The sequence below is a fragment of the Streptomyces sp. Inha503 genome (genome assembly GCF_047215865.1).
In the GTDB taxonomy this organism is placed as follows: Bacteria; Actinomycetota; Actinomycetes; order Streptomycetales; family Streptomycetaceae; genus Streptomyces; species Streptomyces lycopersici.
Genome location: NZ_CP178360.1, coordinates 5,972,908 through 5,998,671 on the forward strand (window position 1 = coordinate 5,972,908; position 25,764 = coordinate 5,998,671).

Consider the following 25,764-nt stretch of genomic DNA (forward strand, 5'->3'; position numbering starts at 1 on the left):
CACGGAAGGCAAAGGAAGGCAGCTGCCATGAAGCGCAGGATCCTGGGCGGAACCGGCATCTCGGTGAGCGAGTATGCCCTGGGCGCGATGATGTTCGGCGCCCTGGGCAACGCCGATCACGACGACTCGGTACGGATCATCCACCGCGCCCTCGACGCGGGCATCAACTTCGTCGACACCGCCGACGCCTACTCCGAGGGCGAGTCCGAGGAGATCGTCGGCAAGGCCCTCAAGGGCCGTCGCGACGACATCGTCCTCGCGACCAAGGCCCATTTCCCGATGGGCGACGACCCCAACGAGGGCGGCAACTCACGGCGCTGGATCACCCAGGAGGTCGAGAACAGCCTGCGCCGCCTGGGCACGGATTACATCGACCTCTACCAGATCCACCGGCCGGACCCGACGACGGACGTCGACGAGACGCTGTCGGTCCTGTCCGACCTGGTCAGGGCGGGCAAGGTGCGCGCCGTCGGCTCCTCCACCTTCCCGGCGGAGCAGATCGTGGAGGCCCAGTGGGTCTCCGAGCGGCGCGGGCACGTACGGTTCCGCAGCGAGCAGCCGCCATACTCGATCCTGGCGCGCGGCGTGGAGGCGGCGGTGCTGCCGACCGCGCGGAAGTACGGGATGGGCGTGCTGAGCTGGGGTCCGCTCTCGGCGGGCTGGCTCACGGGCCGGTACACCAAGGCGTCCGACATCGATCTGTCGGGCGGCCGGGCGGCCGTGGAGAGGCACAAGTTCGACCCGTCGCTGCCCGACAACGCGCGCAAGCTGGAGGCGGTCGGCGCACTGGCCGGGCTGGCGTCCGACGCCGGGCTCTCGCTGCCGCACATGGCCATCGCCTTCGTACGGGCGCATCCGGCCATCACCTCGGTGATCATCGGCCCGCGCACCATGGAGCATCTGGAGGATCTGCTCGCCGGGTCCGAGGTGGAGCTGGGCGAGGACGTCCTGGACCGGATCGACGAGATCGTCCCGCCGGGCACGGACCTCAACCGGGCGGACAATTACTACGTGCCGCCGGCGCTCGCGGACAAGAGCCTGCGCCGCCGCTGAGCAGACGGCGCCGAGCAGACGGCGCTGAGCAGACGGCGCCGGGCAGACGAGCCGCCCACCGGGCAGGGCACCGGGCCGTCGTTCAGGACGGCGGCAGGGTGTGCAGCAGCGCGTCGATGAGGGTGCGGTCGTGGTCGTAGGTGAGGCGGCGGCGGGCCGCGTCCGGGGGCAGCCAGACCAGGCGGTCGACCTCGCGGTTGGGCACGAAGGGCTCGTCGTGGTCGACCGCCTCCGCCGCCCAGTAGCGGACCTGCTTGGGGCGGCCCTTGGCCATGTAGTGGAGGGTGGGCAGCACCTCCCCCGGGGCGCACCCCATACCGGTCTCCTCGGCGACCTCCCGCACCGCACCGTGCAGCGCCTCCTCGCCGTGCTTCAGCTTGCCCTTGGGATGCGACCAGTCGTCGTAGCGGGGGCGGTGGACGAGGGCGACCTCGAGCCCGCCGCCGCGCGGGGAGCGGCGCCACAGCACGCAGCCCGCCGCCAGGACCGTTCCGGTGTCCGTTGCGGTGTCCGTTCCCGCGTCCGTTCCGGTGTCCGCTCCGACCAGCCCGTCAGCGCGGGAATTCCGCCAGTTCATCCGCCGTCTCTCCCTCCCCGGTTCTCCGCTGTCCGATTCTCCGCTGTCCGGTTCTCCGCTGTCCGGTTCTCCGCTTGTACGGGCCGTAGGCCGTCAGGAGGCTCTGGCGGCGGACACGCGCCGCCAGATCCGGCCGAACGCGAAGCGGGCCGCCTCGACCTCATGCCGCTGATCGGCGTGGAGCACCCCAAGCGCGTACGCCGTCGCCGGGGCGATCCGGGGCGTACGGGCGGCCGCTGCCGCGGCGGCGGCCGCCTCGGCCGCGTCGCGGTGGCGCTCCAGCGCCTGCCCGGCAGCCAGCAGCCGCACCGACAGCGGCAGCTCGGCGTCCACGGGTCCGGAGCCGCCGGGCCCTGAGCCGCCCGGACCGGAGCCGTTGGGCCCGCTCGCCCCGTCCGGCTGCTGCCACGCCTGGTCGAGCACCTCCAGCGCGTACCGCCGCAGCCGCAGCAGATGGCGCACCTGGTGCCAGGGGGCGTCCTGGCGCTCGCTGGCGGGCGGGGCGTCCGCCGCCGGGGTCGCCGCCAGGCCGTGGACCAGCGCCTCCGCGTTGTACGGATGCCCGGCGCGGACCAGCGGCAGCGCCTCCACCGACTCGGCCAGCCGCCGGTTCGCCAGTTCGGCGAGCGGCGGCAGCACCTGCCCAGCGGGGCGGGCGGCGTTGGCCTCGTCGAGCGGGACGTCGGAGGCGAGCAGGGCGACGGTGTCGGCGACCGCGTGGAAGCGGGAGGAGCCGAGCGCCTCCAGGGCGGCGGTGTGGGCCCGGGTCCGGGCCAGCGTGAGCTGGCGCTCCAGCAGCGCTCCGGCGCGGGCCGCGCCCACGGTCAGCGCCCCGCCGCGGGCCTCCTCCTCGGCACCGGCCCGCTGATGGGCCGCGCCCGGCTGGCCGGGCCGCTCGCCCTTCTCGCCCTTGGCGCCCCGGCCGCCCTTGTCGCCGCGCTCACCGCGCTCACCGCGGCGCCGTCCGGCCGTCCGGCCCTCGTCCCGGTCTCGGTCCCGGTCTCTGTTCCGGTCCCTGGTCGTTCCGGTCGCGCCCTCGGCGCCGCCGCCCGCGTCGGCCGGACCGGGCCGCGCACCCTGCCCCCCGACAGGGTCCGCGGCCCCGCCTCCCGGCGCGCCTGCGGCCAGGGAGACGCTGCGGCGGGAGGCACGGGTGGAGCGGGGAATCGGGCCCGCCGTGCCGGTGGGGCCGCCCGCGCCGTCGAACGCGACCGTGACCCCACCGCGCGCGGTACGCGCGGCGCTCGCGCCACTCGTGGCGTGCGCCGCGCCCACTGGCTGTGTGTCGGAGGGTCGCTCACCCGGGCTCGCGGCGTCGGCGGCCGCTCCCTCGCCCTGCGGTGACCGGTCCGAGGGGCCGCCCGCGCCCGAGAGCCGGTACAGGGCGCCGCGCAGCCGGTCCAGCCGCTCGGCGTAGGCGTGCTCCCGTGCCAGCGTGCCGGACAGCCAGGCCAGCTCGGTCCGCAGCCCATCGGACCAGGCCGTGTCGGTGATCGGGCGGTAGACGTAGAGCGCGCCGCTGATCCGCCGCGCGGCGCGGCGCAGCAGCCGGGCGGCCTCGGCCGCCTCCTGGACGTCGGAGCCGCTTTCGCGGTGCAGCCGCAGGCTGCGCAGGAAGTCCCCGGCCTGGGCGTGCAGGTACGCCGACAGCACCTCCCCGGCCGTCGCCGCCTCCCACGCGGGCGCTCCCGAAGGCGCAGCCGAAGCCCCGGAAGCCGCAGCGGAAGCCGCCGGAGCCCCCGAAGCCGCTGCCGAAGCCGCAGAAGCCGCCGAAGCGGCGGAAGGTGCCGAAGCCCCGGAAGCGCCCGAAGCAGAGGGTGTCGAAGCCGCGGAAGCCGCCGCCCGGTCCGTCACGCCGTCCTTCCCCAGGCCGGACGGCCCGACGGCCGCACCGAGGACCGGATCCACGGCCGGATCCACGGCCGAGCCGACCGCCAGATCAACGCCCGGGTCGGCGCACGAGTCCCCGGCCGAGTCCCCGTCCGAGTCGGCAGACGGACCGGCAGCCGAGTCCCCGTCCGAGTCGGCAGACAGCTCCCCAGCCAGATCAACGGCCGGGTCGGCAGACGAATCCGCAGCCGGGTCCGCCGCACCCGTCATCCCGGCCGGCGGCAGGTCATGTCGTTGAACCACGCCGTCGCCTCCGGGCGTCGATGAGCATCTCCTGAACGTTCCGCAGCGGCTGGCCGTCCGCGTCCGTGGCGTGCCGCGTCCACTCGCCGTCCGGGCCCAGGTGCCAGGAGGAGGTGGAGTCGGACATCCCGGTCTCCAGCAGGCGGTTGAGGGCTGCGCGGTGGCCGGGGTCGGTGACCCGCACCAGCGCCTCGATCCGGCGGTCGAGATTGCGGTGCATCATGTCGGCGCTGCCTATCCACACCTCCGGCTCGCCGCCGTTCCCGAACGCGAACACGCGCGAATGCTCCAGGAAGCGTCCGAGGACCGAGCGGACCCGGATGTTCTCCGAGAGCCCGGGGACGCCCGGCCGCAGCGCGCAGATGCCGCGCACCCACACATCGACCGTCACCCCGGCCTGCGAGGCCCGGTAGAGGGCGTCGACGACGGCCTCGTCGACCATCGAGTTGACCTTGATCTTGACGTAGGCCGGGCGCCCGGCCCGCTGGTGGGTGATCTCCTTGTTGATCCGGGTGATCAGCCCGTCGCGCAGCGACTTGGGGGCGACCAGCAGCCGCCGGTAGTTCTCCCGCCGGGAGTAGCCGCTCAGCCGGTTGAAGAGGTCGGAGAGGTCCGCGCCGACCTGGGAGTTCGCCGTCAGCAGCCCCAGGTCCTCGTACAGCCGGGCGGTCTTGGGGTGGTAGTTGCCGGTGCCCACGTGCGAATAGCGGGTGAGGGTGTCGCCCTCCTGGCGGACCACCAGCGACAGCTTGCAGTGGGTCTTGAGCCCCAGCAGGCCGTAGACCACGTGGCAGCCGGCCTCCTCCAGCTTGCGCGCCCACTTGATGTTGGCGTGCTCGTCGAAGCGGGCCTTGATCTCGACCAGCACCAGCACCTGTTTGCCGGACTCGGCGGCGTCTATGAGCGCGTCGACGATCGGCGACTTGCCGGAGGTGCGGTACAGCGTCTGCTTGATCGCGAGGACGTCCGGATCGGCGGCCGCCTGCTCCAGGAACGCCTGCACGGAGGTGGAGAAGGAGTCGTACGGGTGGTGGAGCAGGACGTCCCGCTCGCGCAGCGCCGCGAATATGTCGGGCGGGGAGGCGGACTCCACCTCGGCGAGGTCCCGGTGGGTGCCCGCCACGAACTTGGGGTACTTCAGCTCCGGCCGGTCCAGCGCGGCTATGCCGAACAGACCGGTGAGGTCGAGCGGCCCGGGCAGCGGATAGACCTCCGCGTCCGAGATCTTCAGCTCGCGCACCAGCAGGTCCAGCACATACGGGTCGATGGACTCCTCGACCTCGAGCCGCACCGGGGGCCCGAAGCGGCGGCGCAGCAGCTCCTTCTCCAGGGCCTGGAGGAGGTTCTCGGCGTCGTCCTCCTCGACCTCGAGGTCCTCGTTGCGGGTCACCCGGAACATGTGGTGCGCGAGCACCTCCATCCCCGGGAACAGCGCCTCCAGATGCGCCGCGATCACGTCCTCCAGCGGTACGTACCGCTGCGGCGACGCCTCCAGGAACCGGGAGAGCGACGGCGGAACCTTCACACGTGCGAAGTGATCATGTCCGCTCACGGGGTTGCGCACCACGACCGCGAGATTGAGCGACAGCCCCGAGATATACGGGAAGGGGTGTGCCGGGTCCACGGCGAGCGGGGTCAGCACGGGGAAGATCTGCTGCCGGAAGAGGGTGAAGAGGCGGGACTGCTCCTTCTCGGTGAGATCCGGCCAGCGGACCAGATGGATGCCCTCCTCCGCGAGCGCCGGGGCGACGTCCTGCTGGTAGCAGGCGGCGTGCCGGGCCATGAGCTCACGGGACCGGTTCCAGATCAGCTCCAGCACCTCGCGCGGCTGAAGCCCGGAGGCCGAGCGGGTGGCGACCCCGGTGGCGATGCGCCGCTTCAGGCCGGCGACCCGCACCATGAAGAACTCGTCCAGGTTGCTGGCGAAGATCGCCAGGAAGTTGGCCCGCTCCAGCAGCGGCGTGGACGGGTCCTCGGCCAGCTCCAGAACCCGCTCGTTGAACGCGAGCCAGCTGCGCTCCCGGTCCAGGAACCGCCCCTGCGGCAGCTCGCCGCCCTCCGTGCCGGGCCCGACGCCCTCCTCGTACGAGTCCAGGTCGGCGTCGAGGTCGGGGTCGAGCGACCGCACCGGTGCGGCGACAGCATGCGGCCGGTGGGCCGCGATGGACCCGACCGAAGGCTGGGAGTTGGGCTGGGGCTGCGGGGAAACCGATGCCTGACCGCTTGTGTGGCTCATGAACTCATTGTTCCGCGCCGGAGGTGAATACGGCGTGGCGGAAGCGGGTGCGGAAACGGCACGGAGCCTCCGGTTCGACGAATTCGGCACAGCGGGCTGCATTCAGCGATGCTCGCAACCAAGGTTGAATCGCCGGTAACGGACACATGGCGCGTAGGAAATCGGGACCCATCCCCCAGGGGTCCCGCCCTCTTCACGCCCCCGGGGCCACCTTCACGCCCCCGGGCTCAGGTCCCGCCCAGGTTTCCCTCAGGCCCCCGTCTTCGCTCAGACCCGCCCAGGTTTCCCCTCAGGTCTCCGCCTTCGCTCAGGTCTCCGTCCGATACATCAGATCCGTCTCATGGGTGACGAAGCCGAGCCGCTCGTAGACCGCGACCGCGGCGAAGTTGTCGGCGTCCACATAGAGCATCGCGGTCGGCAGCCCGCGGGCCGCCAGATGCCGCAGCCCGATCGAGGTCAGCGCCTTGCCGAGGCCGCCACCCTGCGCGTCCGGCCGCACGCCCACGACGTACACCTCCCCCAGCCGCTCCTCGGTATGCACCTTCGTCCAGTGGAACCCGACGATCTCCCCGCCCCGCTCCGCCAGGAAGAACCCCTCCGGGTCGAACCACGGCTCACCCTTGCGGTCGTCCAGATCACGCTGGGTGAGCGAACCCTGCTCGGGGTGGTGGGCGAAGGCCGCCGCGTTCGCCGCCAGCCACGCGGCGTCGTCCGCACCCGGCCGGAAGGTCCGTACGGTCACCCCCTCCGGGAAGGCGGGCTCCGGAAGACCCAGCTCCGCGAGCGACCCCAGCGGCCGCCGCATCTGCCGCAGCTCCCGGAACAGCGTCAGCCCCAGCACCTGCGCGAGGTGGCGCGCCGAGGCATGTCCCCCGTGCGCCCAGATCCGCAGCCGCTTCCCCGACTCCCTCAGCAGCGTCACCCCCAGCGCCCGGCCGTGCCCCTGCCCGCGGTGCCCCGGATGCACGACCAGCTCGGCGGCCGGCGCCTCCACCGGGTCGGTGTCCTCCAGCTGCGCGTACCCCACGAGCTCCCCGCTGGGCTCCCGCAACACCAGATGCCGCACCCCCTCCCGCCGCCCCCGCAGCTGGAGCCGCCCCTGCTCGGACACCGCCTGCTGCCCATCGGCCCGCGCGGACTCCGCGATCAGCCGCAGCACACCCTCCACCTCGGCCGACGTCAGCTCCTCCAGCACATCGAGCCGCCGGGCCCCAGATGTCTCGTTCACCACGTCATTCATGAGGCCGAGCCTACGGCGGCCCAATTGGCCAGCAAGCTGCTGGCCAATTTGTTACCGGCGAGTCACCCGGCTGCCCCATCCCCGTCGAGGATGTCGTCGGCGATGCGGGAGAGATCCTCGGCGCTGGGCATCAGCTCCCGCACATGGGGCGGCAGCGCGGCATAGGTGCTCACGGCGAGCGGCGCGTTGTTGCTCCGCAGGGCGTACTCGATCGTCCCTCTTGTCGCGGCTCTTCGCGATGAGGATCCCGAGGGTCGGATCGTCGCGCTCCTTGTCCCGGACCAGGTCGTCGACGACGGTGACGTAGAAGCCGAGCTGGCCCAGGTGGGCGGGGCGGGCCTTGTCGGTCTTCAGCTCGATGACGACGAAGCGGTGCAGCTTGTAGTGGTAGAAGAGCAGGTCGATCCGGAACTCCTCGTCCCCGACCTTGATGGGGTACTGACGCCCGACGAAGGCGAAGCCGACCCCGAGTTCGGTGAGGAACCGGACGAGCTGCTGCACCAGCGCGTCCTCAAGGTCGCGCTCCGCCACCTTGCCGGAGAGCCGAGTGAAGTCGACTCGGTAGGGATCCTTGACGACCTCGTTGACGGCACCGGAGTCCTCCGGAACCGTGGCGTCGAAGTTGTTGAGCGCCGCGCCCTGGGTGAGGTGCAACTGAGCGTCGATCCAGTGGTCGAGCATGACGCGGGACCAGCCTTGCTGCACGGCCTGCTGGGCGTAGAAGTCCAGCTCAGGACGGGTCTTGCAACGTGCCATGAGGACGGTGATGTGCCCCCAGGGCAATTGGCCAACAGCTTGTTGGCCAATTGGCTCCGGCCACAGCCTCGCCATCTGCTGCATGTACTTCAGGTTGCTGCGCGAGAATCCGCGCTGATTCGGGAAGGCTGTACGCAGCTCCGTCGCCACCCGCTCAAGGACCTTTGATCCCCACTTCTCACGTTCTGTCCGGTCGAGGATCGTCCGGCCGATCTCCCAGTACATCTTGATCATCTCGGTGTTGACCTTGAGCTGAGCACGCACGCTCGCCTGCGTGACGATCGCCTTGAGGTCATCGACCAGTTCGAAGAAGCCCGGCGGGAGCTCGGACCCCTGTGCCGGGATGGGCGTCTGCTTCGCTAGTTCGTTCTGCATGATCCGCACGCTCACATAACGAACCACCACTCAAACCCCTCATCAGGACTTTTCCGCCGAACGGGCGAAGCCATCCCACACCGTTGACCATCGGCCACCAGCTCTTAACTTCACCCCCCTGCCCCGCTACGCGCGTTGACCGTAAGCTGCGCTCCACCATCCATCACGGGGCATACAAGGGGACGACATGCCAGCGAGACCTCAACGGCGCGGGGCGGCACGCCGGTTGGCCACGGGAGTCGCGGTGCTGGCCGCCGCGGCCGGGGTGCTGACCGCCGTGAGCCCGGCGGGCGCGGACACCGGCGCCGCCGCCTCGGACAAGCACCGGCCCGGGCGCACCGTCGACGTACAGCTGCTGTCCTTCAACGATCTGCACGGAAACCTGGAGCCCCCGCAGGGCTCCTCGGGCACCGTCACCGAGACCCAGCCGGACGGCACCACCAAGACGATCCCGGCGGGCGGCGCCGAATACCTCGCCACCTCCCTCCGTAACGCCCGTAAGGGCCACGAGTACTCGGTCACCGCCGCCGGCGGCGACATGATCGGGGCCAGCCCGCTGCTGTCCGGGCTCTTCCACGACGAGCCGACCGTCGAGGCGCTCAACAAGCTGGACCTCGACGTCACCTCCGTCGGCAACCATGAATTCGACGAGGGCCGCGCCGAGCTGAGCCGGATCCAGAACGGCGGCTGCCACCCCAAGGAGGGCTGCTACGAGAAGGGCAAGACCTTCCCGGGCGCCGACTTCCCCTACCTCGCCGCGAACGTCACCGACGAGAAGACCGGCAAGCCCATCCTCAAGCCCTACACCGTGTGGAAGCACAAGGGCGTGAAGATCGGCTTCATCGGGGTCACCCTCGAGGGCACCCCGGACATCGTCACCGCCGAGGGCGTCAAGGGCCTGAAGTTCCACGACGAGGTCGAGACGATCAACAAGTACGCCAAGGAGCTCCAGCGCGAGGGCGTGAAGTCGATCGTCGCGCTCATCCACGAGGGCGGGCTGCCCGCCTCCCCCTCGTACAACTACGACTGCGACAACGGCGGTGCGGGCAAGGGCGTCTCCGGCCCCATCGTCGACATCGCCAAGAACATCACGCCCAAGGTCGACGCCCTGGTCACCGGCCACACCCACCAGGCGTACACCTGCACCGTCCCCGACCCGTCCGGCACCCCGCGCACGGTGACCTCCGCGGCCTCCTTCGGCCGCCTCTACACCGACACCACCCTCACCTACGACCGCCGCACCGGCGACATCGTGCGGACGAGCGTGAAGGGTGCCCACGCGGCGAACCACGTCGTGGACCGTGAGCAGCCCAAGGCCCCCGACATGACCTCGCTCATCGGGCGCTGGAACAAGCTGGCCGCCCCGATCGCCAACAAGCCGGTCGGCTACATCTCCGCCGATGTCAACGGGCGCGGCTCCACCGCCTATGAGACCCCCCTCGGCGACACCATCGCCGACGCCCAGCTCGAAGCGCTCTCCCCGGCCGACAAGGGCGGCGCCCAGCTCGCCTTCATGAACCCCGGCGGCATCCGCTCCGACCTCGCCTACAAGGCGTCGGGCAGCGAGGGGGACGGGGTCGTCACCTACGGCGAGGCGTTCACGGTCCAGCCGTTCACCAACATGATGAACGTGATCGACCTGACCGGCTCCCAGCTCATCACCGCGCTCCAGCAGCAGGTCAGCGGCGCCAACGAGGCCTCCCCGAAGATCCTCCAGGTCTCCAAGGGCCTCACCTACACCCTGGACCTGACCAAGTCCGGCAAGGACCGGATCGTCACGGACTCGGTGAAGCTCAACGGTGAGGCGATCGACCCCGCCAAGACCTACCGCGTCGCGCTGAACGAGTTCATCGCGGGCGGCGGCGACGGCTTCCCCGCCTTCAAGGACGGCAAGAACAAGCTCGTCGGCGCCTCCGATCTGGACGCGTTCACGGCCTACCTGGGCGCGCACTCGTCGCAGTCCTCGCCCTTGGACCCGCCGAAGGCGGACCGCATCACGATCGTGAAGTAACCGCCGGGCACCCGCCGATGGCCCGGCCGCTTGTGGCGGCCGGGCCATCGTCGTGTCAGCGCAGCACGTCCTCGATCAGATCGGCCGCCCGCCCGGTGCCGCCCTCGGCCCCCACCTCGGCCTTCAGCCGCGCCGCCCGCCGTGCCACCTCCGGGTCCGTGGTGAGTTCGGTGAGCGCCGCCCGCAGCGCCCCGGCGGTGGCGTCCGCCGTGTCCAGACGACGGGCCACCCCCAGCTCCACGAGCCGGTCGGCGTTCATCGGCTGCTCGGCGCCCTGCGGTACGGCGATCATCGGCACCCCGCAGTACAGTCCCTCACTGCTGCCGCCCATCCCCGCGTGGGTGATGAACGCGTCGGCCCGCTCCAGGATCGCCAGCTGCGGCACCCAACTGTGGACCTCGATGTTCGCCGGGATCTCCCCCAGCTCATCCGGGTCGACGTACTTTCCGATCTGGAGCACCACATGCCATCCGGGCAGATCCCCGAAGGCCGCGACGCACTCGCGGTAGAAGGCGGCCTGCCGGGTGTACGCCGAACCCAGCGAGACCAGCAGCACGTTCTCCGCCCCTGCGGGACGCTCCCAGCCACCCTGGTCGGCACGGTCCCCGAGGCACGGCCCGACGAACGTCACCACCTCGGTGTTCACCCGGTCGGCGTTCGGCTGCATCGCGCGGGGAATGAGCGCGACACAGCGCGGCGGCTGCCCGGAGAAGGCGTCCGGGTCCGTGGTGGTGGCACCCGACTCCACGAGCCACGTCGCGAACTTCTCCTGATACGCGTCCGCGCCGGGAAGGCTCATGATCTGCTCCCCCACCTCGTCCTGGTACCCCTCCCAGCCCACGATCGTCGGCGACAGCTGGACCAGCGGGCGCCCCTGCGTCTCGGCGAGCACCCGGGCGGGGTACGCGCCGATGTCGTAGAGGTACACATCGGCCGGGTCGCGGTCGTACACGGCGCGGAGCTGGGGCAGGACGTGGACGGCGTCGTCCAGGAACAGGGTCATCGCCGCGATCGGGTCCTCCGGCCAGTCGTTGTCGGCGACCGGCAGGGTGGACTCGAACGGCACGAACTCGGCACCGGTCGGCTTGATGACGTCCGCGACGAAGGGATCGTTGGCGTACGTCACCCGGTGCCCGCGCGCCACGAGCTCACGGATGATCTCGAGGCTGGGCAGGGTGTGGCTGATGGCGGGGATGCCGACCATGGCGATATGGGCACGGCGACGGGACATATGGGATCACTCGTTTCAGGTCTACGGCGAGATGGACACGACGAGCCGGCGCACGGGTGTGGTCACCGGTGCGCCGGAGTGAGCGGCGTGTCAGCCGTAGATCTGAAGGAACGAGTCCATGCGGGGAACGGTACCCCGGCCGCCGACCGGCCCGCCTCCCGTTTTTCCGGCCTCAGCAAGCGGTAAGTGCCCGCTCAGCGCCGGAGCCTAGGGTCGCGAACGCGACGGGCCGTCTGTTCTCCCTCCCTCTCCCGACGGACCGTCGCGCCTAACTTTCCTGGACGCGGTCGAAGTCCCCGGCCTTGGCCCCACGTATGAAGGCGCGCAGGGCGGCGGGTGTGGTGGTCAGGACGACTTCGGGGTCGTCGCTCTCGCGCAGCACTATGCCGTTGCCGTCGGCGGCGACGTTCACGCAGTTGCCTGCGTCCGCGCTGTAGGAGGACTTCCGCCACGCGATGTTGATGCAGTTGGACGAGTTAGCGCTGTAAGACGACTTCCGCCACTGGTATCCGGACACGCTTCTCCCCTTCACATGGTGCGCAAGATGCCATGGATGAAGTCCCGCGACTCTCGCGGCTTGAGGGCGGTCATCTCCATCCGTTCCAAGACAGCCCGATACTTGGCCAACTCGGCCTCCGCGTCCATGAACTGGGTCCCTTGGGCAGAGTCGAGCTGCACGGTGTCGAGTTGCGGTACAGGCCCCACGACATAGTCGAACGATTGCCCGGTCCCGGGGAAGGTCCCGCCGCCGAACGGGATCACCCGGATGGTGACGTTGTCCATCTCGCTCATGGCGAGGAGGTGTTCAAGCTGGGCGCGGACCGTCTCTGTCCCGCCGAACTCCATCCGCAGAGCGGCCTCATGGATGATCGCGGTGTACGGCACCGGCTTGTCGCCGTAGAGGATCGCCTGCCGCTTCATCCGGTGTGACAGCCGATGCTCCACCTCGTATGCCCGCAACGGCGGAGCTGCTTCCCGCATCACCGCGCGGGCGTGGTCCACGGTCTGGAGCAGACCCGGGATGTGGATGACCAGAGCGACGCGCAACGCTCGGGCCCGATGCTCCAACTCGGCCATATCCGCGAAGCTGGCCGGGAGGTGTTCCCGGTACTCGTCCCACCAACCCCGCGTGCGTCCACCCGTCATGTCCGCCAGCGCATCCACGAGGTCATCGTCCGCGCACGTGTAGGTGCGAGCCATCACGCGCACACGATCGGCACCCACGGCGTACCGGCCCGCCTCGATCATGCTCACGCGGGCCTGCTGGACACCCAGCTCGGCGGCGGCCGCAGTGGAGGTCAGACCCGCGCGCTCACGAAGCTTCCGCAACTCGGCTCCGAGTCGTCGTTGCTTGAGCGTAGGACTACTGGTGGTCGCCATCGGTCTCCCTTGTCACCCACACGAGGGCAATCGTGAGCCATATCTCCGTATCGGAGTTAGAACTAACACAGCTGGCCCTATGGTGTGGGCGCAAGCGACCCAACTTCGCCCGACCGAGGGAGACTCCATGGCCAACGTACCGCCGTCCTCCGACCCCTGGACGTACTCCCTCCGCCTGCCCAACGACCCACGGGCCGCACGGATCTCACGGGCCACACTCCGGGCGGTCCTCTCCTCCCACGGCATGGCGGAACTAACCGACACGGCGGAACTCCTGACCTGCGAGCTGGTCACCAACGCCGTCCGCCACTCCGACGGCCCCGCCCAACTCCGTATCCGCCACCTCTGCGAAAGCCGCCTCCGCGTCAGCATCTGGGACACCAACCCCACCATCCCCGCACCCTTCGACGCCCCGCCCAGCCCCCTCGACCGCTTCACCGCCCTCACCGAGGCCGCCGCCAGCCTGGACGCGACCTCCGGCCGTGGCCTGCTCATCGTCCGGCTGTGCGCCGACAACTGGGGCGGCTACCCCCTCGCCGACGACCTCTTCGGCATCAGCGGCAAGCTGCTCTGGTTCGAACTCACCCCGCAGCAGAACGCCTACGAGATCGCCGCCTGACCCATTCCCCCAATCGGGTGATCACCGGTCATTTGCCCCGGGCACATGCTCCGATGACCATACGTTCACGAACATGGTCAGTTCGCGGCACGAGGCCGCACATCGCATCTTTCAAGAACGACCGGAGTTACTCGCCCCGGTGTTCCGCATCCTGGATCTGTCGCCGCCCGAGAAAGCGGCGGTTGAAGTGCTCACCCCGGACGCCACCGAGATACGGCCCCTGGAACGTCGCGTGGACAGCGTGCTGCGCGTCAAGCCGTTCGACGGCGGCGACTTCCTCCTGGCGATCGAGGCCCAAGGGCGCTGCGACCCCGACAAGGCAGTCAACTGGGCGTACTACGTGTCGTATCTGGCGGCGAAATACAAGCAACAGGCTCTGCTGCTCGTAGTCTGCCAGGACAAGGCAACCGCCGAGTGGGCGACCGGCCCCTTCCGGGTTGGCGTGGACGACTGGACTGCGCTGTCCGTGCACCCGCTAGTCCTGGGCCCCGGAAACGTCCCGGTGATCCTCGACCCCGACGAGGCCGCCCAGGACCTGACCCTGGCGACCTTCTCGGCCTTGACGCATGGCAGCGACCAGGATGCCCCGGCCATACTGAAGGCCCTGGCTCGGGCCATGGGAACGGGCGACCCGGACTCCGTCCGCTACTACACGGAATTGCTGGACATCGGCTTGGGGGGCACCCCAGCGCAAAGCATCTGGAGGAACGAGATGAGTGTGGGCACCTACTTCCCCGGCCGCGGCACCCTGATTGAGGAGACCTACCTGAAGGGGAAGGCAGAGGGGAAAGCAGAGGGGAAGGCAGAGGGCGCGGCAGAGGGCGAAGCCCGGGGCCGAGCTCAGGGGGTGCTGGGCGTCCTGGAGAAGCGAGGCATTCCCACCCTGGCCGCGACGCGCGACCGCATCACCCACTGCGCTGACCTCGGCACTCTGGACCGCTGGTTCGACCGCGCCTTCACCGTCTCCACCGCCGATGAGCTCTTCACCGAGGACGGCTGACGACACCATGGCCGTAGTAGGTAGTTACTTCCCCGGCCGGGGGACCCTCATCGAGGAGACCTTCCTCAAGGGCAAAGCGGAGGGCGAAGTCCATTCGCGAGTACAGGGCGTGCTGCGCGTCCTGGACAAGCGAGGGATCACCACCCCGCCCGAGACCCGAGACCGCATCACCAACTGCACCGACCTTGAGACCCTGGACCGCTGGTTCGACCGAGCCTTCACGGTCTCTACCGCCGATGAGCTCTTCGAGGAGGAGGAGCCGGGCCGGTAGGTCACCGGGCGGGGCCGAGCCAGGGGCCGGAGCCACCGGCGGGTAGCCGCAGGACGGCGGGAGGGGGTGGGGTCGGAGGGGTGGTGCCCTGGACGCTTACGTGTATTTGTGGCGCCAATCTCCGGCCCACGCAAGTCCCCGGCCAATGGCGCCGTAAATATACGGTCCAGGGCGCCGCCCCGGAGGCCCCGCCCCCGGCACCCACCACGCACAGCAGGCGCACCCCCCATGCACCCGCACCCCGTGCACCCCCACGCGACAGCGCCCCCGCGCCCGGCAACGCACCGCAACCACCCCACCGCGCACCCGCCCCGTGCCACCGGCCGCCCCCGGAACCCACGCCGAACCCCCACCCATCCGGCACCGACCGTGCCTACCCTGGTGGCTTCTGAACGGCGAACAACAGTCACCGGGGGGACGGGGCCTCATGGATCCCGCAGCCACAGCCACACCCGCAGCCATAGCCACACTGGTCCAGGAACTCTTCGTGGCCGACGGGCCAGTGGACCGGCCCGTCCGCATCGCCTCCCTCGTCGCCTTCCAGGGCGACCACCGCACGCTCACCGAACGCGACCTGCCCCGGATCGCCTCCGCGCTCCTCGAGGACGTCGCGAAGGAGACCGGCGAAGGGATAGCCGATCGGGCGCGGCCCGAGCTCACCGACGCCCTCGCCCGCACCCTCCACTCCCTCGGCACCGTCGACCTGGATGACCTACGGGCCGTCCGCCTCGGCCCCGAGGCCTTCGCCCGCCACCTCGCTGTCGCCGCTCCCGACGCCGACGAGGAACTGGACCCGGCGGACGCCCATACGCACGCCGCGCTGCGCGAGGCCGTCTGCGCGCACATCCTGCGCTTCCTCACCATCCGCTCCCCCTTCGTCGCGGCCGCCGAGGACGCCGGGTTCGAGGAGCGCTACGCCCAGGACATCGTGGCCGCCCACGACCATCTGACGATCTACGGCATCGATCTGGCCCACTCCCCCGACAGCTGGCCGCTGGATGCCGCCTATCTCAGCCTGGAGACCGAGACCGACGGCGGCGGCCCCAGCGCCCCCGCCGAGCAGGCCCTCGCCGGACGCACCCGGGTGCTGCTGTGGGGCGTGGCGGGGTCGGGCAAGACCACGCTGGTGCAGCGGCTCGCGGTGTCCGTGGCGCGCGGCGACCTCCCGGCCCCGCTGGAGGGGCTGCGGGGGCGGGTGCCGTTCGTGCTCCCCGTGCGCCGGTTCCGCCGCGACGGCTTCCCGGAGCCGGACGGCTTCCTGTCCGCCGTCCGCTATCCGCACGCCGCCGCACAGCCGCCGGGCTGGGCCGAACGAGTGCTCTCGCGCGGGCGCGGGCTGCTGCTCGTGGACGGCGTGGACGAGGCCCCGGAGGAGGAGCGCGAACGGCTCCGCGAAGCGCTCCGCGAACTCCCCACCCGCTATCCGGGAAATGTCTGGCTGGTCACCTCGCGCCCCTCGGCCGTACGGGAGAACTGGCTCGCCGCGGAGCGCTTCACCGAGCTGAAACTCTCCCCGCTCAGCCGCGAGGGCGTCACCGCGTTCATCCGGCGCTGGCATGCGGCCGCCCGCCAGGACATCACCGACCAGGCCGATCTGGACCGGCTCAGCGGTTACGAGGAAACGCTGCTGGACGCCGTAAGGATTACCCGGGACCTCGGGCGGCTGGCCACCAATCCACTGATGTGCGGTCTGCTGTGCGCACTGCACCGGGACCGGCGCGGCTATCTGCCACGCGGCCGGAAAGCCCTCTATGACGCGGCCCTTTCCATGCTCCTGGAACGGCGCGACCGCGAGCGCGCCATGCTGCCGCCGGATGGAATCGACCTCCCCCAGGAACCGAAGATCCAGCTGCTACAGAAGCTGGCGCACTGGATGCTCGTCAACGGCCGGTCCGAAATGGACCGGGCCACCGCCCTCGAGACGCTCGGCCGCTACATCCCGGCCATTCCGCACGCGGCGCGGCAGGGCGGGCCGGAGGAGATCTACCGCCATCTGCTCAACCGGACCGGTCTATTGCGCGAGCCCACACCCGGTTCGGTCGATTTCGTGCACCGAACGTTCCAGGACTATCTCAGCGCGAGAGCGGTCGTCGAACGGCACGATTTTGACTTCCTGATCGACCACGCGCACCTGGACGACTGGGAAGAGGTGATCAGAATGTCCGTCTCCCTCGCCCGTCCCGATGAATGCGCCTACCTCCTGGAGGGGCTGCTGGCGGCCCGTAAAGACGCCCGCCCGGTCCATGCTCGCCATCGCAAACTCCTGGCGGCCGCATGTCTGGAACACGCTACGGAGCTGGACCCCGAGGTGCGTTCCCGGGTGCATCGCTATACCCGTGATCTGGTACGCCCGACCTCGCTGGAAGGAGCCCGTGCGCTGGGCTGGATCGGGCCTATCGTGCTGGAAATGCTGCCCGATCCCAGCGCGGTATCCGATGAGGAAGCCCATCGGCTGGCCGTCACCGCCACCTCGATAGCCGACGACCGCGCGATCGACTATCTGGTCCGGCTGCGGGACCGCGCCTCCTGGGCGGTACGGGCGCAGCTCGCGGCCGCTTGGCGGCGATATGACACCGACCGTTACGCCGAGGAAATCATCGCCCATCTCGATGAGCGGGAACTCGACTTTCCGGTGTCGGACCTGGAGGAACTACGGGCGCTGCGCCGGCTCGGCGGCCGCCCCTGCGTCCAGATAGCCGGGGCGTTCACCCCGGAGCAGCTGACCGAGGGCCTGGTGGCCGAGCGGCTGACCGAGCTGTGGCTCGCCTACGACCTGGGCGTGGATCTGGACCTGAGCTGGCTGGCCGGCTTCCCGCGGCTGGAGATCCTGCGGCTGAGCCACCGCAACGCGGAGGTGACCGGGGTCCCGGAGGGCGTCCAGGTCATCGTGGCGGGCGCGTGAGGGGCCCCGGGAGGGGGATCGGGCAGGTCCGGCCTCCCAGGGCGTCACAGGGCCCCTCAGGGCCTCAGGACGCGCCTGCGCGGCACCCACACAAAACACCACCTGCACAAAGCACCACCCGCGCAAAAGCGGCACCCGCGCAAAGCACCCCGCACAAAAGGGGGCCGCCCCGGACCGGGAAACGGTCCGGGGCGGCCCCAAGGCGCTCCGCGAGGTGCCGCCTCACGCCTCCTTGCTGAGGTTCGGGCCCGCGCCACCGGCGGCGGACTCGATCGGCGGGGTGTCCGGCAGCGCCGACTTCTCCTCGCCGCGGAAGGTGAACTTCTTCTCCTCACCCTCGCCCTCGGTGTCCACCACCACGATGTGGCCCGGACGCAGCTCGCCGAAGAGGATCTTCTCCGAGAGCACGTCCTCGATCTCGCGCTGGATCGTCCGGCGCAGCGGCCGGGCGCCCAGCACGGGGTCGTAGCCCCGCTTGGCGAGCAGCTTCTTGGCGACGCCACTGAGCTCGATGCCCATGTCGCGGTCCTTGAGCCGCTCGTCCACCTTGGTGATCATGAGGTCGACGATCTGGATGATGTCTTCCTCGGTGAGCTGGTGGAAGACCACGGTGTCATCGACACGGTTCAGGAACTCGGGGCGGAAGTGCTGCTTCAGCTCCTCGTTGACCTTGTTCTTCATCCGCTCGTAGCCGGTCTTCACATCGCCCTGGGCGGCGAAGCCCAGGTTGAAGCCCTTGGAGATGTCCCGGGTGCCGAGGTTGGTGGTCATGATGATCACCGTGTTCTTGAAGTCCACGACCCGGCCCTGGGAGTCGGTCAGCCGACCGTCCTCCAGGATCTGCAACAGCGAGTTGAAGATGTCCGGGTGGGCCTTCTCGACCTCGTCGAAGAGGACCACGGAGAACGGCTTGCGGCGCACCTTCTCGGTGAGCTGCCCGCCCTCCTCGTAGCCCACGTATCCGGGCGGGGAGCCGAAGAGCCGCGAGACGGTGTGCTTCTCGCTGAACTCCGACATGTCGAGCGAGATCATCGCGTCCTCGTCGCCGAAGAGGAACTCGGCGAGGGTCTTGCTGAGCTCGGTCTTACCGACACCGGACGGGCCCGCGAAGATGAACGAGCCACCGGGGCGCTTGGGGTCCTTCAGGCCCGCACGCGTGCGCCGGATGGCCTGGGAGAGCGCCTTGATGGCGTCCTTCTGGCCGATGACGCGCTTGTGCAGCTCGTCCTCCATGCGCAGCAGCCGGGAGGACTCCTCCTCGGTGAGCTTGAAGACCGGGATGCCGGTGGCCGTGGCCAGGACCTCGGCGATCAGCTCCTCGTCGACCTCGGCGACGACGTCCATGTCGCCGGCCTTCCACTCCTTCTCCCGCTTCGCCTTGGCGGCCAGGAGCTGCTTCTCCTTGTCGCGCAGGCCCGCGGCCATCTCGAAGTCCTGCGAGTCGATCGCGGACTCCTTCTCCCGGCGCACATCGGCGATCTTCTCGTCGAATTCGCGCAGGTCCGGCGGTGCGGTCATCCGGCGGATCCGCATCCGGGAACCGGCCTCGTCGATCAGGTCGATCGCCTTGTCCGGCAGGAAGCGGTCCGAGATGTAGCGGTCGGCCAGGGTGGCGGCCGCGACCAGGGCCGAGTCCGTGATCGAGACGCGGTGGTGCGCCTCGTAGCGGTCCCGCAGGCCCTTGAGGATCTCGATGGTGTGCGGCAGCGACGGCTCGGCGACCTGGATGGGCTGGAAACGGCGCTCCAGGGCCGCGTCCTTCTCCAGGTACTTGCGGTACTCGTCGAGCGTGGTCGCGCCGATGGTCTGGAGCTCGCCCCGCGCCAGCATCGGCTTCAGGATGCTCGCGGCATCGATCGCGCCCTCGGCGGCACCCGCACCCACCAGGGTGTGGAGCTCGTCGATGAACAGGATGATGTCGCCACGGGTGCGGATCTCCTTGAGCACCTTCTTCAGGCGCTCCTCGAAGTCACCGCGGTAGCGGGAGCCGGCGACCAGGGCGCCCAGGTCCAGGGTGTAGAGGTGCTTGTCCTTGAGGGTCTCGGGCACCTCGCCCTTGACGATGGCCTGGGCAAGGCCCTCGACGACCGCCGTCTTGCCGACGCCGGGCTCGCCGATGAGGACCGGGTTGTTCTTGGTGCGGCGCGAGAGCACCTGCATGACCCGCTCGATCTCCTTCTCGCGCCCGATGACCGGGTCGAGCTTGGATTCGCGGGCGGCCTGGGTGAGATTGCGGCCGAACTGGTCCAGGACGAGCGAGGTGGAGGGAGTGCCCTCCGCCGGGCCGCCGGCGGTGGCGGCCTCCTTGCCCTGGTAGCCGGAGAGCAGCTGGATGACCTGCTGCCGCACCCGGTTCAGATCGGCGCCCAGCTTCACGAGGACCTGGGCGGCGACGCCCTCGCCCTCGCGGATCAGGCCGAGCAGGATGTGCTCCGTACCGATGTAGTTGTGGCCGAGCTGAAGGGCCTCGCGGAGCGACAGCTCCAGGACCTTCTTGGCACGGGGGGTGAAGGGGATGTGCCCGGACGGGGCCTGCTGGCCCTGCCCGATGATCTCCTCCACCTGCTGGCGGACCGCCTCGAGCGAAATCCCGAGGCTCTCCAGGGCCTTAGCGGCGACACCCTCACCCTCGTGGATCAGGCCCAGGAGGATGTGTTCGGTGCCGATGTAGTTGTGGTTGAGCATCCGGGCTTCTTCCTGAGCCAGGACGACAACCCGCCGCGCGCGGTCGGTGAACCTCTCGAACATCGTTAATCGCTCCTCAGAGCGGTCAGAAAGATCGGGGACGATCCCCTCCCTGTCCTTCCGCATGCTAGTCCCGCAACCCGGGACAGCTCATTCCAACTGCCGACAACCGTCCGGATCACCCCCGCTCGCGCGGGGCAAACAGCACTGGCCTCCTGCCCGAACAGCCGACAACTGCTTCAACCCGATGGTGCGAGACGATGTTCCCGCAGGCCAGGCATCTACGCCCACCGTCAGTACGCCGATGGCGAACGCCGCTTCCTCCCGACACGCGGACCGCCCCTCCCCACTAGGGATGTCTTACCCGCAAGCACGGATACTCCATGCCGTGGAGGCCGGTTCCATCCGCTATGGGCGAACAACCTTGCGCCCGTTCACCGACCCTGCACGACCCCTTACGGGTACGGGGTGCGCACGGGTCGATACGGAACGTCATACGGAACGTCACGCGGAACGTCACGCGGAACGTCACGCGGAACGTCATCGCGTACGGAGATCATCACGTACGAACGTCACCGCCCGCGTAACCGAGCGGGCGGGCGGGGAGTTCTGCTGGGCATGATCCTCAGGGCCCACGGCGCGGAGCCGTCCGCACCGGCCGCCCGGTCACGCTGGTACGAGCGGGAGCTGGGCTGGCCGACGGCCGGCAGCGATCCCGTCGAATTGCTCACGGGGGTGGCCTTCGACGTCATCGAACTGCCGGCCGTGGCCGGTTTCGCGATGCTGCGGCGCGTACCGCGGACCGGTCCGGTCGCGGTGGAGGGCGCCTGGATGCGGCTCCTGGTGGCCGCCGGCAGCGCGGACGAGCTTCCGGGGCTGCTCGACTGGCTGGAGTGGGGCGGTGTGTCCCTGGACCTGGGCGCGATCGGCGCCGGAGGCCGGATCACCGCGCCATGCCCCGCCCGCTCCTGGCCACCGTCCCTGGCCGCCGGGGCGCCCGGTGGGCGATGCCCGCAGGAGGCCGCTGTATGGCTGCGACCTCCCGACGCGAAGGGCGAGGTGGAGCCGACGCTGCCGAGGACAGGCTTCGGGGGCGATGGGGGCGCCCCCGATCTCGTGCGGCTCGTGAGCACGGCGGCCACGGAGTGCCACCGAGCCCGGTTGGTGCGCGCCCTGCCGCTGCCCAGGCAGCGGCGAGCCGGGGAAGGGTGACGCGCTCAGCCGTTGGCCTTCTCGTACGCCTCGCGGACGGTCGCCGGAACACGGCCGCGGTCGTTGACCTCGTAGCCGTTCTCCTTCGCCCAGGCGCGGATCTTCGCGGTGTCCTGACCGGCACCACCCGCCGCCGCACGCGCCTTGCCCCGGCCGCCGGAGGCCCGGCCACCGGTGCGCCGGCCGCCCTTGGTGTACGGCTCCAGGGCGTCACGGAGCTTGTCCGCGTTGGTGGTGGTGAGGTCGATCTCGTAGCTCTTGCCGTCCAGAGCGAACGTCACGGTCTCGTCCGCCTCGCCGCCGTCGAGGTCGTCGACAAGAAGGACCTGAACCTTCTGTGCCATGGGGTTCCTTTCAGGGAAAACGGGGGGCTCGGGGGCGCGGCCTTAGCCGCTGATGACTCACCCCCCAGGTAATTACACTACGAGAGAATAGGAAACCGCTTTTCCCGGAAAAACACAAACCCCTCGCGAGGGTTCGACCGATCCACCAAGCGGGAAGGCTCATGGAAGGTCATGTTCCGGAGCTATGTGATAGGGGAGCGATTCGGACATAGGGCCCGCGATCACAGTTGCAGAAGCATCCGGCTGTTGCCAAGGGTGTTCGGCTTCACCCGTTCGAGACCCAGGAACTCGGCGACACCCTCGTCATAGGAACGCAGGAGCTCGCTGTAGACATCGCCGTCGACCGGCGTCTCGCCGATCTCCACGAAGCCGTGCTTGGTGAAGAAGTCGACTTCGAAGGTGAGGCAGAAAATTCGCCGCACGCCCAGCCAGCGCGCGGTCTGGAGCAGCTTGTCAAGCACCAGATGCCCTACACCGGTGCCCTTGAGAGTCCGATCGACGGCGAGAGTGCGGACCTCCGCGAGGTCTTCCCACATGACGTGCAGCGCTCCGCAGCCAATGAGCTCAGCGTCCTCGTCGCGCTCGGCGACCCAGAACTCCTGGATGTCCTCGTAAAGCGTCACGGTGGCTTTGTCGAGCAGGATGCGATCGTCCACGTACGAGTCGATGAGGCGACGCACCGCCCGAACATCGCTGGTCCGGGCACGGCGGACGGTGACTACTTTTGATAGTGGGGAGGACATGTGCGGACGCTATCGCCCCGGGTCATCGCCCCGACTCACCGGGGCTCTCCCCCGGCTCCCCCAGTTGTGCGACACGCATGGCATCCCGTAGTGCGTCGCGCTGCTCTTCGGACATCATCCCGAAGAACGCGACGAGTGCGGCCGCGGGGTTGTCACTGGTCGACCACGCTTCGTTCATCAGTGCGGCCGAGTAGGCGGCGCGCGTGGAGACCGCGGCATATCGATAGGCCCGGCCTTCCACCTCACGGCGCAGCCAGCCCTTGTGATGCAGGTTGTCCATTACGGTCATGACCGTCGTGTAGGCGATCGAGCGTTCCCGCTGAAGGTCTTCCAGGACTTCCCGGACCGTGACCGGGCGGTTCCACTTCCACACCCGCGTCATGACCGCGTCTTCGAGATCTCCCAATGGCCTAGGCACACCGAGAATAATAGTGGGAGATGTCCCGAATGTCGGGAGGGTTGGACGGGAAATGCCGCACGCCCCGGGACGCGAGGCGTCCGCGGGGCGTGGTCCGGCGTAGATCGGTCCGATCAGGAGGTCTCGCGCTCCGGCGCCGGGCGCTCGGCCTCGGCGCGGGCCGCCAGCGCGGCGTCCACCGCGGCGTCCTCCTTGGACTTGTTGGCGCCGCCCTGGCTCTTCACCATCGTCACGATGAGCGCGGTGAAGGCCACGGCCATCACGACGGGCGGGACCAGCGCGGAGACGTAATCCATGACTCTCGGCCTCCTTTTGCTCGAGACCACCAGATTACGCGGCGCGCCACGGCCTCCCGGAGCCGGGCACCGGTCCCGGGCGGGGCGCCCCGGGGGCGGCAGGTCAGGCGGAGCGGACCCCGGCGCCGGGCGCGAGCCTCGACTCGTGTTCCGGGGGCGGCGAGGGGCGGCGGCGCTTGGGCGGGAAGACCTCCGCCGGCGTGGGCACCGGACGCCCCGGGCGCGGCGCCCGGCGGCCCGGCTCCCTCCGCTTCGGCTCCTCGCGGTCGCCGTGCTCCGGCGGCGTGGGCTTCTTACGGGGCTCACGCTTCTGCTCGTCGGACTGGCGCACGGCCTCCCGCGCGGCCCCGGGCCCTTGCCGGGCGGGCCCCTGTGCGGCTTCGGGCCCCTTCCGGACGGCCCCCCGCGCGGCCTCCGTCCCTTGCCGGACGGGCCCCTGGGCGGGCCCCTGGGCGGCCGTCCCGGACGCCGCCGAGACCGCGGCCGAGGCCCCGCCGGGCAGGGCGCGCAGCCGCGGCGCCACGGGGCGCGTGCGGGGCTCTGCGACGGCACCCGCGGCACCGGCGCGCGCCGCGAGCCGGGCGCGCACGCCCCGCTCGGCAAGGCGCTCGCAGTGGCCCAGCAGCGCGCGCCGGCGCGTCGCCTCACCGCCCCCGGCGGCCGACCCGCACAGCGCGCGGAGCGCGGCCAGATCCTCGGCCAGCGGCTCATAACCGGCCGCGAGAGCGCCCTGGAGCTGCTCCAGATAGCCGACGGCGGCGCCGGGCAGGGCGGCGCGGTAGCGGGCGAGCTCGTCGAGCAGGAACGCTCGCAGCCGCCCGCCCTCGCGGACCGCTTCGTCCACGGCCTCGGCGAGCCGGAGACAGTCCTGGACCTCCTCCGCCCGGTCCGGGCCGAGGGGGCCGGCAGAGGGGGTGACGGGGTCGGGTTGGAGGGCGATGGCGAGGGCGCGTCGGAGCACACGCAGCTCATCCGCACTGAACGCCATTCCGCCGCGGGATCCATATGGCGTGGGCATGGGGCGACTTTAAGTGCTAAGCGGACAAATTTCGCTGAGCGTCGGACGGTGCGGCGCGTTGCGGACGCCGAGGGGCCGTACGGACGCCGAGCCGCCATATGGAGGAAGCTCCGGACGGGACCGCGCCGAGGCGGTCCCGTCCGGACCCGGCACCCGGGGGCGGACCGTCGCATCCGGGTGCCGGTGTACATGGTCGACGGCCGTTCCGCTTGTCAATACGGAATTCGATGTGCCGTCTTTCCCTTGACCGCCCCTTGCCCCATTGGCGAAGAGCGATCAGTTGCGCAGGACGAATCCCGGGTGCGGGAATTCGTTTCGGAATGCCGTCAATGCGGTCGAGCACCCGGGTGAAGAGCAGGTGAAGAGCTGATCGCCGGTGCTCAGCCGCGCGAGACGTTCCGCTCGTAGACCAGTCTGAGGCCGATCAGGGTCAACCAGGGCTCATGCTCATCGATCACTGAGGATTCTCCTAGCACCATGGGCGCCAGCCCACCGGTGGCGATCACGGTGACGTCCTCCGGCTCCTGGGCGAGCTCGCGCGCCATACGGCGGACGATTCCGTCCACCTGGCCCGCGAAGCCGTAGAGGATGCCGGACTGCATGGCCTCCACCGTGTTCTTCCCGATCACGCTGCGCGGGCGGGCCAGCTCGATCTTGCGCAATTGCGCCCCGCGTACGCCCAGCGCCTCGACCGAGATCTCGATGCCCGGCGCGATCACCCCGCCCACGTACTCCCCGCGCGCGCTGACCGCGTCGAAGGTCGTCGCGGTGCCGAAGTCGACCACCACGCACGGGCCCTCGTACAGCTCGACGGCGGCCAGCGCGTTGATGATCCGGTCGGCGCCGACCTCCTTGGGGTTGTCCACCAGGATCGGCACACCGGTCTTCACGCCCGGCTCGACCAGGACGGACGGCACATCGCCGTAGTAGCGGCGGGTCACCTCGCGCAGCTCGTGGAGGACGGAGGGGACGGTGGAACAGATGGAGATGCCCGCGATGCCGTCGCCCAGCTCCTCGCCGAGCAGCGGGTGCATGCCCATCAGGCCCTGGAGCAGGACGGCGAGTTCATCGGCGGTGCGGCGGGCGTCGGTGGAGATCCGCCAGTGCTCGACGATCTCGTCGCCGTCGAAGAGGCCGAGCACGGTGTGGGTGTTCCCGACGTCGATGGTCAACAGCATGGGCGGCACCGCTTCCGGTCGGGCTCACGGCCGAGGGCGAGCCCTGGGGTGGTGGGTGGGGCGACGGGCGGGCCCACGTCGATGGT

Annotated in this window: 22 protein-coding genes; 7 read left to right on the forward strand and 15 right to left on the reverse strand. The window is 70.1% G+C overall.

Features of this window, described 5'->3' with window-relative positions:
* Positions 1–27: 27 nt before the first annotated feature.
* Positions 28–1,053: an aldo/keto reductase gene (locus ACJX2R_RS24445; RefSeq protein WP_413101872.1), complete on the forward strand. Its 1,026-nt coding sequence runs from the start codon at positions 28–30 to the stop codon at positions 1,051–1,053.
* Positions 1,054–1,135: 82 nt separating this feature from the next.
* Here the strand turns inward: ACJX2R_RS24445 and ACJX2R_RS24450 are convergent, their stop codons facing one another.
* The 5 genes from ACJX2R_RS24450 to ACJX2R_RS24470 all read right to left on the reverse strand — a co-directional run bounded on the left by ACJX2R_RS24450 (position 1,136) and on the right by ACJX2R_RS24470 (position 8,385).
* Positions 1,136–1,630, reverse strand: a complete 495-nt coding sequence (locus tag ACJX2R_RS24450; protein ID WP_413101873.1) for an NUDIX hydrolase — start codon at positions 1,628–1,630, stop codon at positions 1,136–1,138.
* Positions 1,631–1,723: 93 nt separating this feature from the next.
* Positions 1,724–3,283, reverse strand: a complete 1,560-nt coding sequence (locus tag ACJX2R_RS24455) for a CHAD domain-containing protein (RefSeq protein ID WP_413101874.1) — start codon at positions 3,281–3,283, stop codon at positions 1,724–1,726.
* Positions 3,284–3,746: 463 nt separating this feature from the next.
* Positions 3,747–5,999 (reverse strand): RNA degradosome polyphosphate kinase, encoded by a 2,253-nt coding sequence (locus ACJX2R_RS24460; RefSeq protein ID WP_413101875.1) that lies wholly within the window; start codon positions 5,997–5,999, stop codon positions 3,747–3,749.
* 307 nt (positions 6,000–6,306) lie between these two features.
* Entirely contained in the window at positions 6,307–7,239 is a 933-nt protein-coding gene (gene mshD, locus ACJX2R_RS24465; RefSeq protein WP_413101876.1) for a mycothiol synthase, read from the reverse strand.
* Positions 7,240–7,290: 51 nt separating this feature from the next.
* Positions 7,291–8,385 carry a PDDEXK nuclease domain-containing protein gene (locus ACJX2R_RS24470; protein ID WP_413101877.1) on the reverse strand — a complete coding sequence of 365 codons (1,095 nt, stop codon included), beginning with the start codon at positions 8,383–8,385 and terminating at the stop codon, positions 7,291–7,293.
* A gap of 172 nt (positions 8,386–8,557) precedes the next feature.
* Between ACJX2R_RS24470 and ACJX2R_RS24475 the strand changes: the two genes are divergently transcribed.
* Positions 8,558–10,381 (forward strand): bifunctional metallophosphatase/5'-nucleotidase, encoded by a 1,824-nt coding sequence (locus ACJX2R_RS24475; RefSeq protein WP_413101878.1) that lies wholly within the window; start codon positions 8,558–8,560, stop codon positions 10,379–10,381.
* Between the two features lie 55 nt (positions 10,382–10,436).
* Here the strand turns inward: ACJX2R_RS24475 and ACJX2R_RS24480 are convergent, their stop codons facing one another.
* The 3 genes from ACJX2R_RS24480 to ACJX2R_RS24490 all read right to left on the reverse strand — a co-directional run bounded on the left by ACJX2R_RS24480 (position 10,437) and on the right by ACJX2R_RS24490 (position 12,992).
* A complete protein-coding gene (locus ACJX2R_RS24480) occupies positions 10,437–11,612 on the reverse strand; it encodes a macrolide family glycosyltransferase (RefSeq protein ID WP_413101879.1) in 1,176 nt (391 codons plus the stop codon).
* A gap of 268 nt (positions 11,613–11,880) precedes the next feature.
* Complete coding sequence (locus ACJX2R_RS24485) at positions 11,881–12,129, reverse strand: DUF397 domain-containing protein (protein ID WP_413101880.1); 249 nt, start codon at positions 12,127–12,129, stop codon at positions 11,881–11,883.
* 11 nt (positions 12,130–12,140) lie between these two features.
* Positions 12,141–12,992 (reverse strand): helix-turn-helix domain-containing protein, encoded by an 852-nt coding sequence (locus ACJX2R_RS24490; protein ID WP_413101881.1) that lies wholly within the window; start codon positions 12,990–12,992, stop codon positions 12,141–12,143.
* Positions 12,993–13,119: 127 nt separating this feature from the next.
* Here ACJX2R_RS24490 and ACJX2R_RS24495 point away from each other — a divergent pair, with 127 nt between their 5' ends.
* The 4 genes from ACJX2R_RS24495 to ACJX2R_RS24510 all read left to right on the forward strand — a co-directional run bounded on the left by ACJX2R_RS24495 (position 13,120) and on the right by ACJX2R_RS24510 (position 17,784).
* Complete coding sequence (locus ACJX2R_RS24495; protein WP_413101882.1) at positions 13,120–13,611, forward strand: ATP-binding protein; 492 nt, start codon at positions 13,120–13,122, stop codon at positions 13,609–13,611.
* Positions 13,612–13,684: 73 nt separating this feature from the next.
* A complete protein-coding gene (locus ACJX2R_RS24500) occupies positions 13,685–14,611 on the forward strand; it encodes a hypothetical protein (protein WP_413101883.1) in 927 nt (308 codons plus the stop codon).
* A gap of 7 nt (positions 14,612–14,618) precedes the next feature.
* Positions 14,619–14,882 carry a hypothetical protein gene (locus tag ACJX2R_RS24505; RefSeq protein ID WP_413101884.1) on the forward strand — a complete coding sequence of 88 codons (264 nt, stop codon included), beginning with the start codon at positions 14,619–14,621 and terminating at the stop codon, positions 14,880–14,882.
* A 487-nt stretch (positions 14,883–15,369) separates the two neighbouring features.
* Positions 15,370–17,784, forward strand: a complete 2,415-nt coding sequence (locus ACJX2R_RS24510; RefSeq protein ID WP_413101885.1) for an NACHT domain-containing protein — start codon at positions 15,370–15,372, stop codon at positions 17,782–17,784.
* A 222-nt stretch (positions 17,785–18,006) separates the two neighbouring features.
* On the opposite strand, the gene ACJX2R_RS24515 is transcribed toward ACJX2R_RS24510, so the two are convergent.
* Positions 18,007–20,532 carry an ATP-dependent Clp protease ATP-binding subunit gene (locus ACJX2R_RS24515; protein WP_020870380.1) on the reverse strand — a complete coding sequence of 842 codons (2,526 nt, stop codon included), beginning with the start codon at positions 20,530–20,532 and terminating at the stop codon, positions 18,007–18,009.
* 555 nt (positions 20,533–21,087) lie between these two features.
* On the opposite strand from ACJX2R_RS24515, the gene ACJX2R_RS24520 reads away from it, so the two are divergent.
* Positions 21,088–21,681 carry an SCO3374 family protein gene (locus ACJX2R_RS24520; protein WP_413101886.1) on the forward strand — a complete coding sequence of 198 codons (594 nt, stop codon included), beginning with the start codon at positions 21,088–21,090 and terminating at the stop codon, positions 21,679–21,681.
* A 5-nt stretch (positions 21,682–21,686) separates the two neighbouring features.
* Here the strand turns inward: ACJX2R_RS24520 and ACJX2R_RS24525 are convergent, their stop codons facing one another.
* The 6 genes from ACJX2R_RS24525 to ACJX2R_RS24550 form a co-directional block, all read right to left on the reverse strand.
* Positions 21,687–22,025 carry a histone-like nucleoid-structuring protein Lsr2 gene (locus ACJX2R_RS24525; RefSeq protein ID WP_037960512.1) on the reverse strand — a complete coding sequence of 113 codons (339 nt, stop codon included), beginning with the start codon at positions 22,023–22,025 and terminating at the stop codon, positions 21,687–21,689.
* Positions 22,026–22,246: 221 nt separating this feature from the next.
* The gene (locus ACJX2R_RS24530) at positions 22,247–22,768 is read right to left on the reverse strand and encodes an amino-acid N-acetyltransferase (RefSeq protein ID WP_262704782.1); all 522 of its coding nucleotides are present in this window, start codon (positions 22,766–22,768) and stop codon (positions 22,247–22,249) included.
* A gap of 22 nt (positions 22,769–22,790) precedes the next feature.
* The gene (locus ACJX2R_RS24535; protein ID WP_075200364.1) at positions 22,791–23,186 is read right to left on the reverse strand and encodes a BlaI/MecI/CopY family transcriptional regulator; all 396 of its coding nucleotides are present in this window, start codon (positions 23,184–23,186) and stop codon (positions 22,791–22,793) included.
* Between the two features lie 113 nt (positions 23,187–23,299).
* Positions 23,300–23,482: a hypothetical protein gene (locus ACJX2R_RS24540; protein WP_044573347.1), complete on the reverse strand. Its 183-nt coding sequence runs from the start codon at positions 23,480–23,482 to the stop codon at positions 23,300–23,302.
* 103 nt (positions 23,483–23,585) lie between these two features.
* A complete protein-coding gene (locus tag ACJX2R_RS24545; protein ID WP_413101887.1) occupies positions 23,586–24,500 on the reverse strand; it encodes a hypothetical protein in 915 nt (304 codons plus the stop codon).
* A gap of 380 nt (positions 24,501–24,880) precedes the next feature.
* Positions 24,881–25,678: a type III pantothenate kinase gene (locus ACJX2R_RS24550; protein ID WP_413101888.1), complete on the reverse strand. Its 798-nt coding sequence runs from the start codon at positions 25,676–25,678 to the stop codon at positions 24,881–24,883.
* Between the last annotated feature and the right edge of the window lie 86 nt (positions 25,679–25,764).

What these genes read in the sequence shown, in the direction of transcription:
- ACJX2R_RS24525 (WP_037960512.1), bottom strand. Translation starts at nt 22,025, where the DNA reads ATGGCACAGAAGGTTCAGGTCCTTCTTGTCGACGACCTCGACGGCGGC.
- ACJX2R_RS24500 (WP_413101883.1), top strand. Translation starts at nt 13,685, where the DNA reads ATGGTCAGTTCGCGGCACGAGGCCGCACATCGCATCTTTCAAGAACGA.
- ACJX2R_RS24475 (WP_413101878.1), top strand. Translation starts at nt 8,558, where the DNA reads ATGCCAGCGAGACCTCAACGGCGCGGGGCGGCACGCCGGTTGGCCACG.
- ACJX2R_RS24505 (WP_413101884.1), top strand. Translation starts at nt 14,619, where the DNA reads ATGGCCGTAGTAGGTAGTTACTTCCCCGGCCGGGGGACCCTCATCGAG.
- ACJX2R_RS24495 (WP_413101882.1), top strand. Translation starts at nt 13,120, where the DNA reads ATGGCCAACGTACCGCCGTCCTCCGACCCCTGGACGTACTCCCTCCGC.
- ACJX2R_RS24545 (WP_413101887.1), bottom strand. Translation starts at nt 24,500, where the DNA reads ATGCCCACGCCATATGGATCCCGCGGCGGAATGGCGTTCAGTGCGGAT.
- ACJX2R_RS24540 (WP_044573347.1), bottom strand. Translation starts at nt 23,482, where the DNA reads ATGGATTACGTCTCCGCGCTGGTCCCGCCCGTCGTGATGGCCGTGGCC.
- ACJX2R_RS24450 (WP_413101873.1), bottom strand. Translation starts at nt 1,630, where the DNA reads ATGAACTGGCGGAATTCCCGCGCTGACGGGCTGGTCGGAGCGGACACC.
- ACJX2R_RS24550 (WP_413101888.1), bottom strand. Translation starts at nt 25,678, where the DNA reads ATGCTGTTGACCATCGACGTCGGGAACACCCACACCGTGCTCGGCCTC.
- ACJX2R_RS24490 (WP_413101881.1), bottom strand. Translation starts at nt 12,992, where the DNA reads ATGGCGACCACCAGTAGTCCTACGCTCAAGCAACGACGACTCGGAGCC.
- ACJX2R_RS24520 (WP_413101886.1), top strand. Translation starts at nt 21,088, where the DNA reads ATGATCCTCAGGGCCCACGGCGCGGAGCCGTCCGCACCGGCCGCCCGG.
- ACJX2R_RS24480 (WP_413101879.1), bottom strand. Translation starts at nt 11,612, where the DNA reads ATGTCCCGTCGCCGTGCCCATATCGCCATGGTCGGCATCCCCGCCATC.
- mshD (WP_413101876.1), bottom strand. Translation starts at nt 7,239, where the DNA reads ATGAATGACGTGGTGAACGAGACATCTGGGGCCCGGCGGCTCGATGTG.
- ACJX2R_RS24460 (WP_413101875.1), bottom strand. Translation starts at nt 5,999, where the DNA reads ATGAGCCACACAAGCGGTCAGGCATCGGTTTCCCCGCAGCCCCAGCCC.
- ACJX2R_RS24515 (WP_020870380.1), bottom strand. Translation starts at nt 20,532, where the DNA reads ATGTTCGAGAGGTTCACCGACCGCGCGCGGCGGGTTGTCGTCCTGGCT.
- ACJX2R_RS24530 (WP_262704782.1), bottom strand. Translation starts at nt 22,768, where the DNA reads ATGTCCTCCCCACTATCAAAAGTAGTCACCGTCCGCCGTGCCCGGACC.
- ACJX2R_RS24445 (WP_413101872.1), top strand. Translation starts at nt 28, where the DNA reads ATGAAGCGCAGGATCCTGGGCGGAACCGGCATCTCGGTGAGCGAGTAT.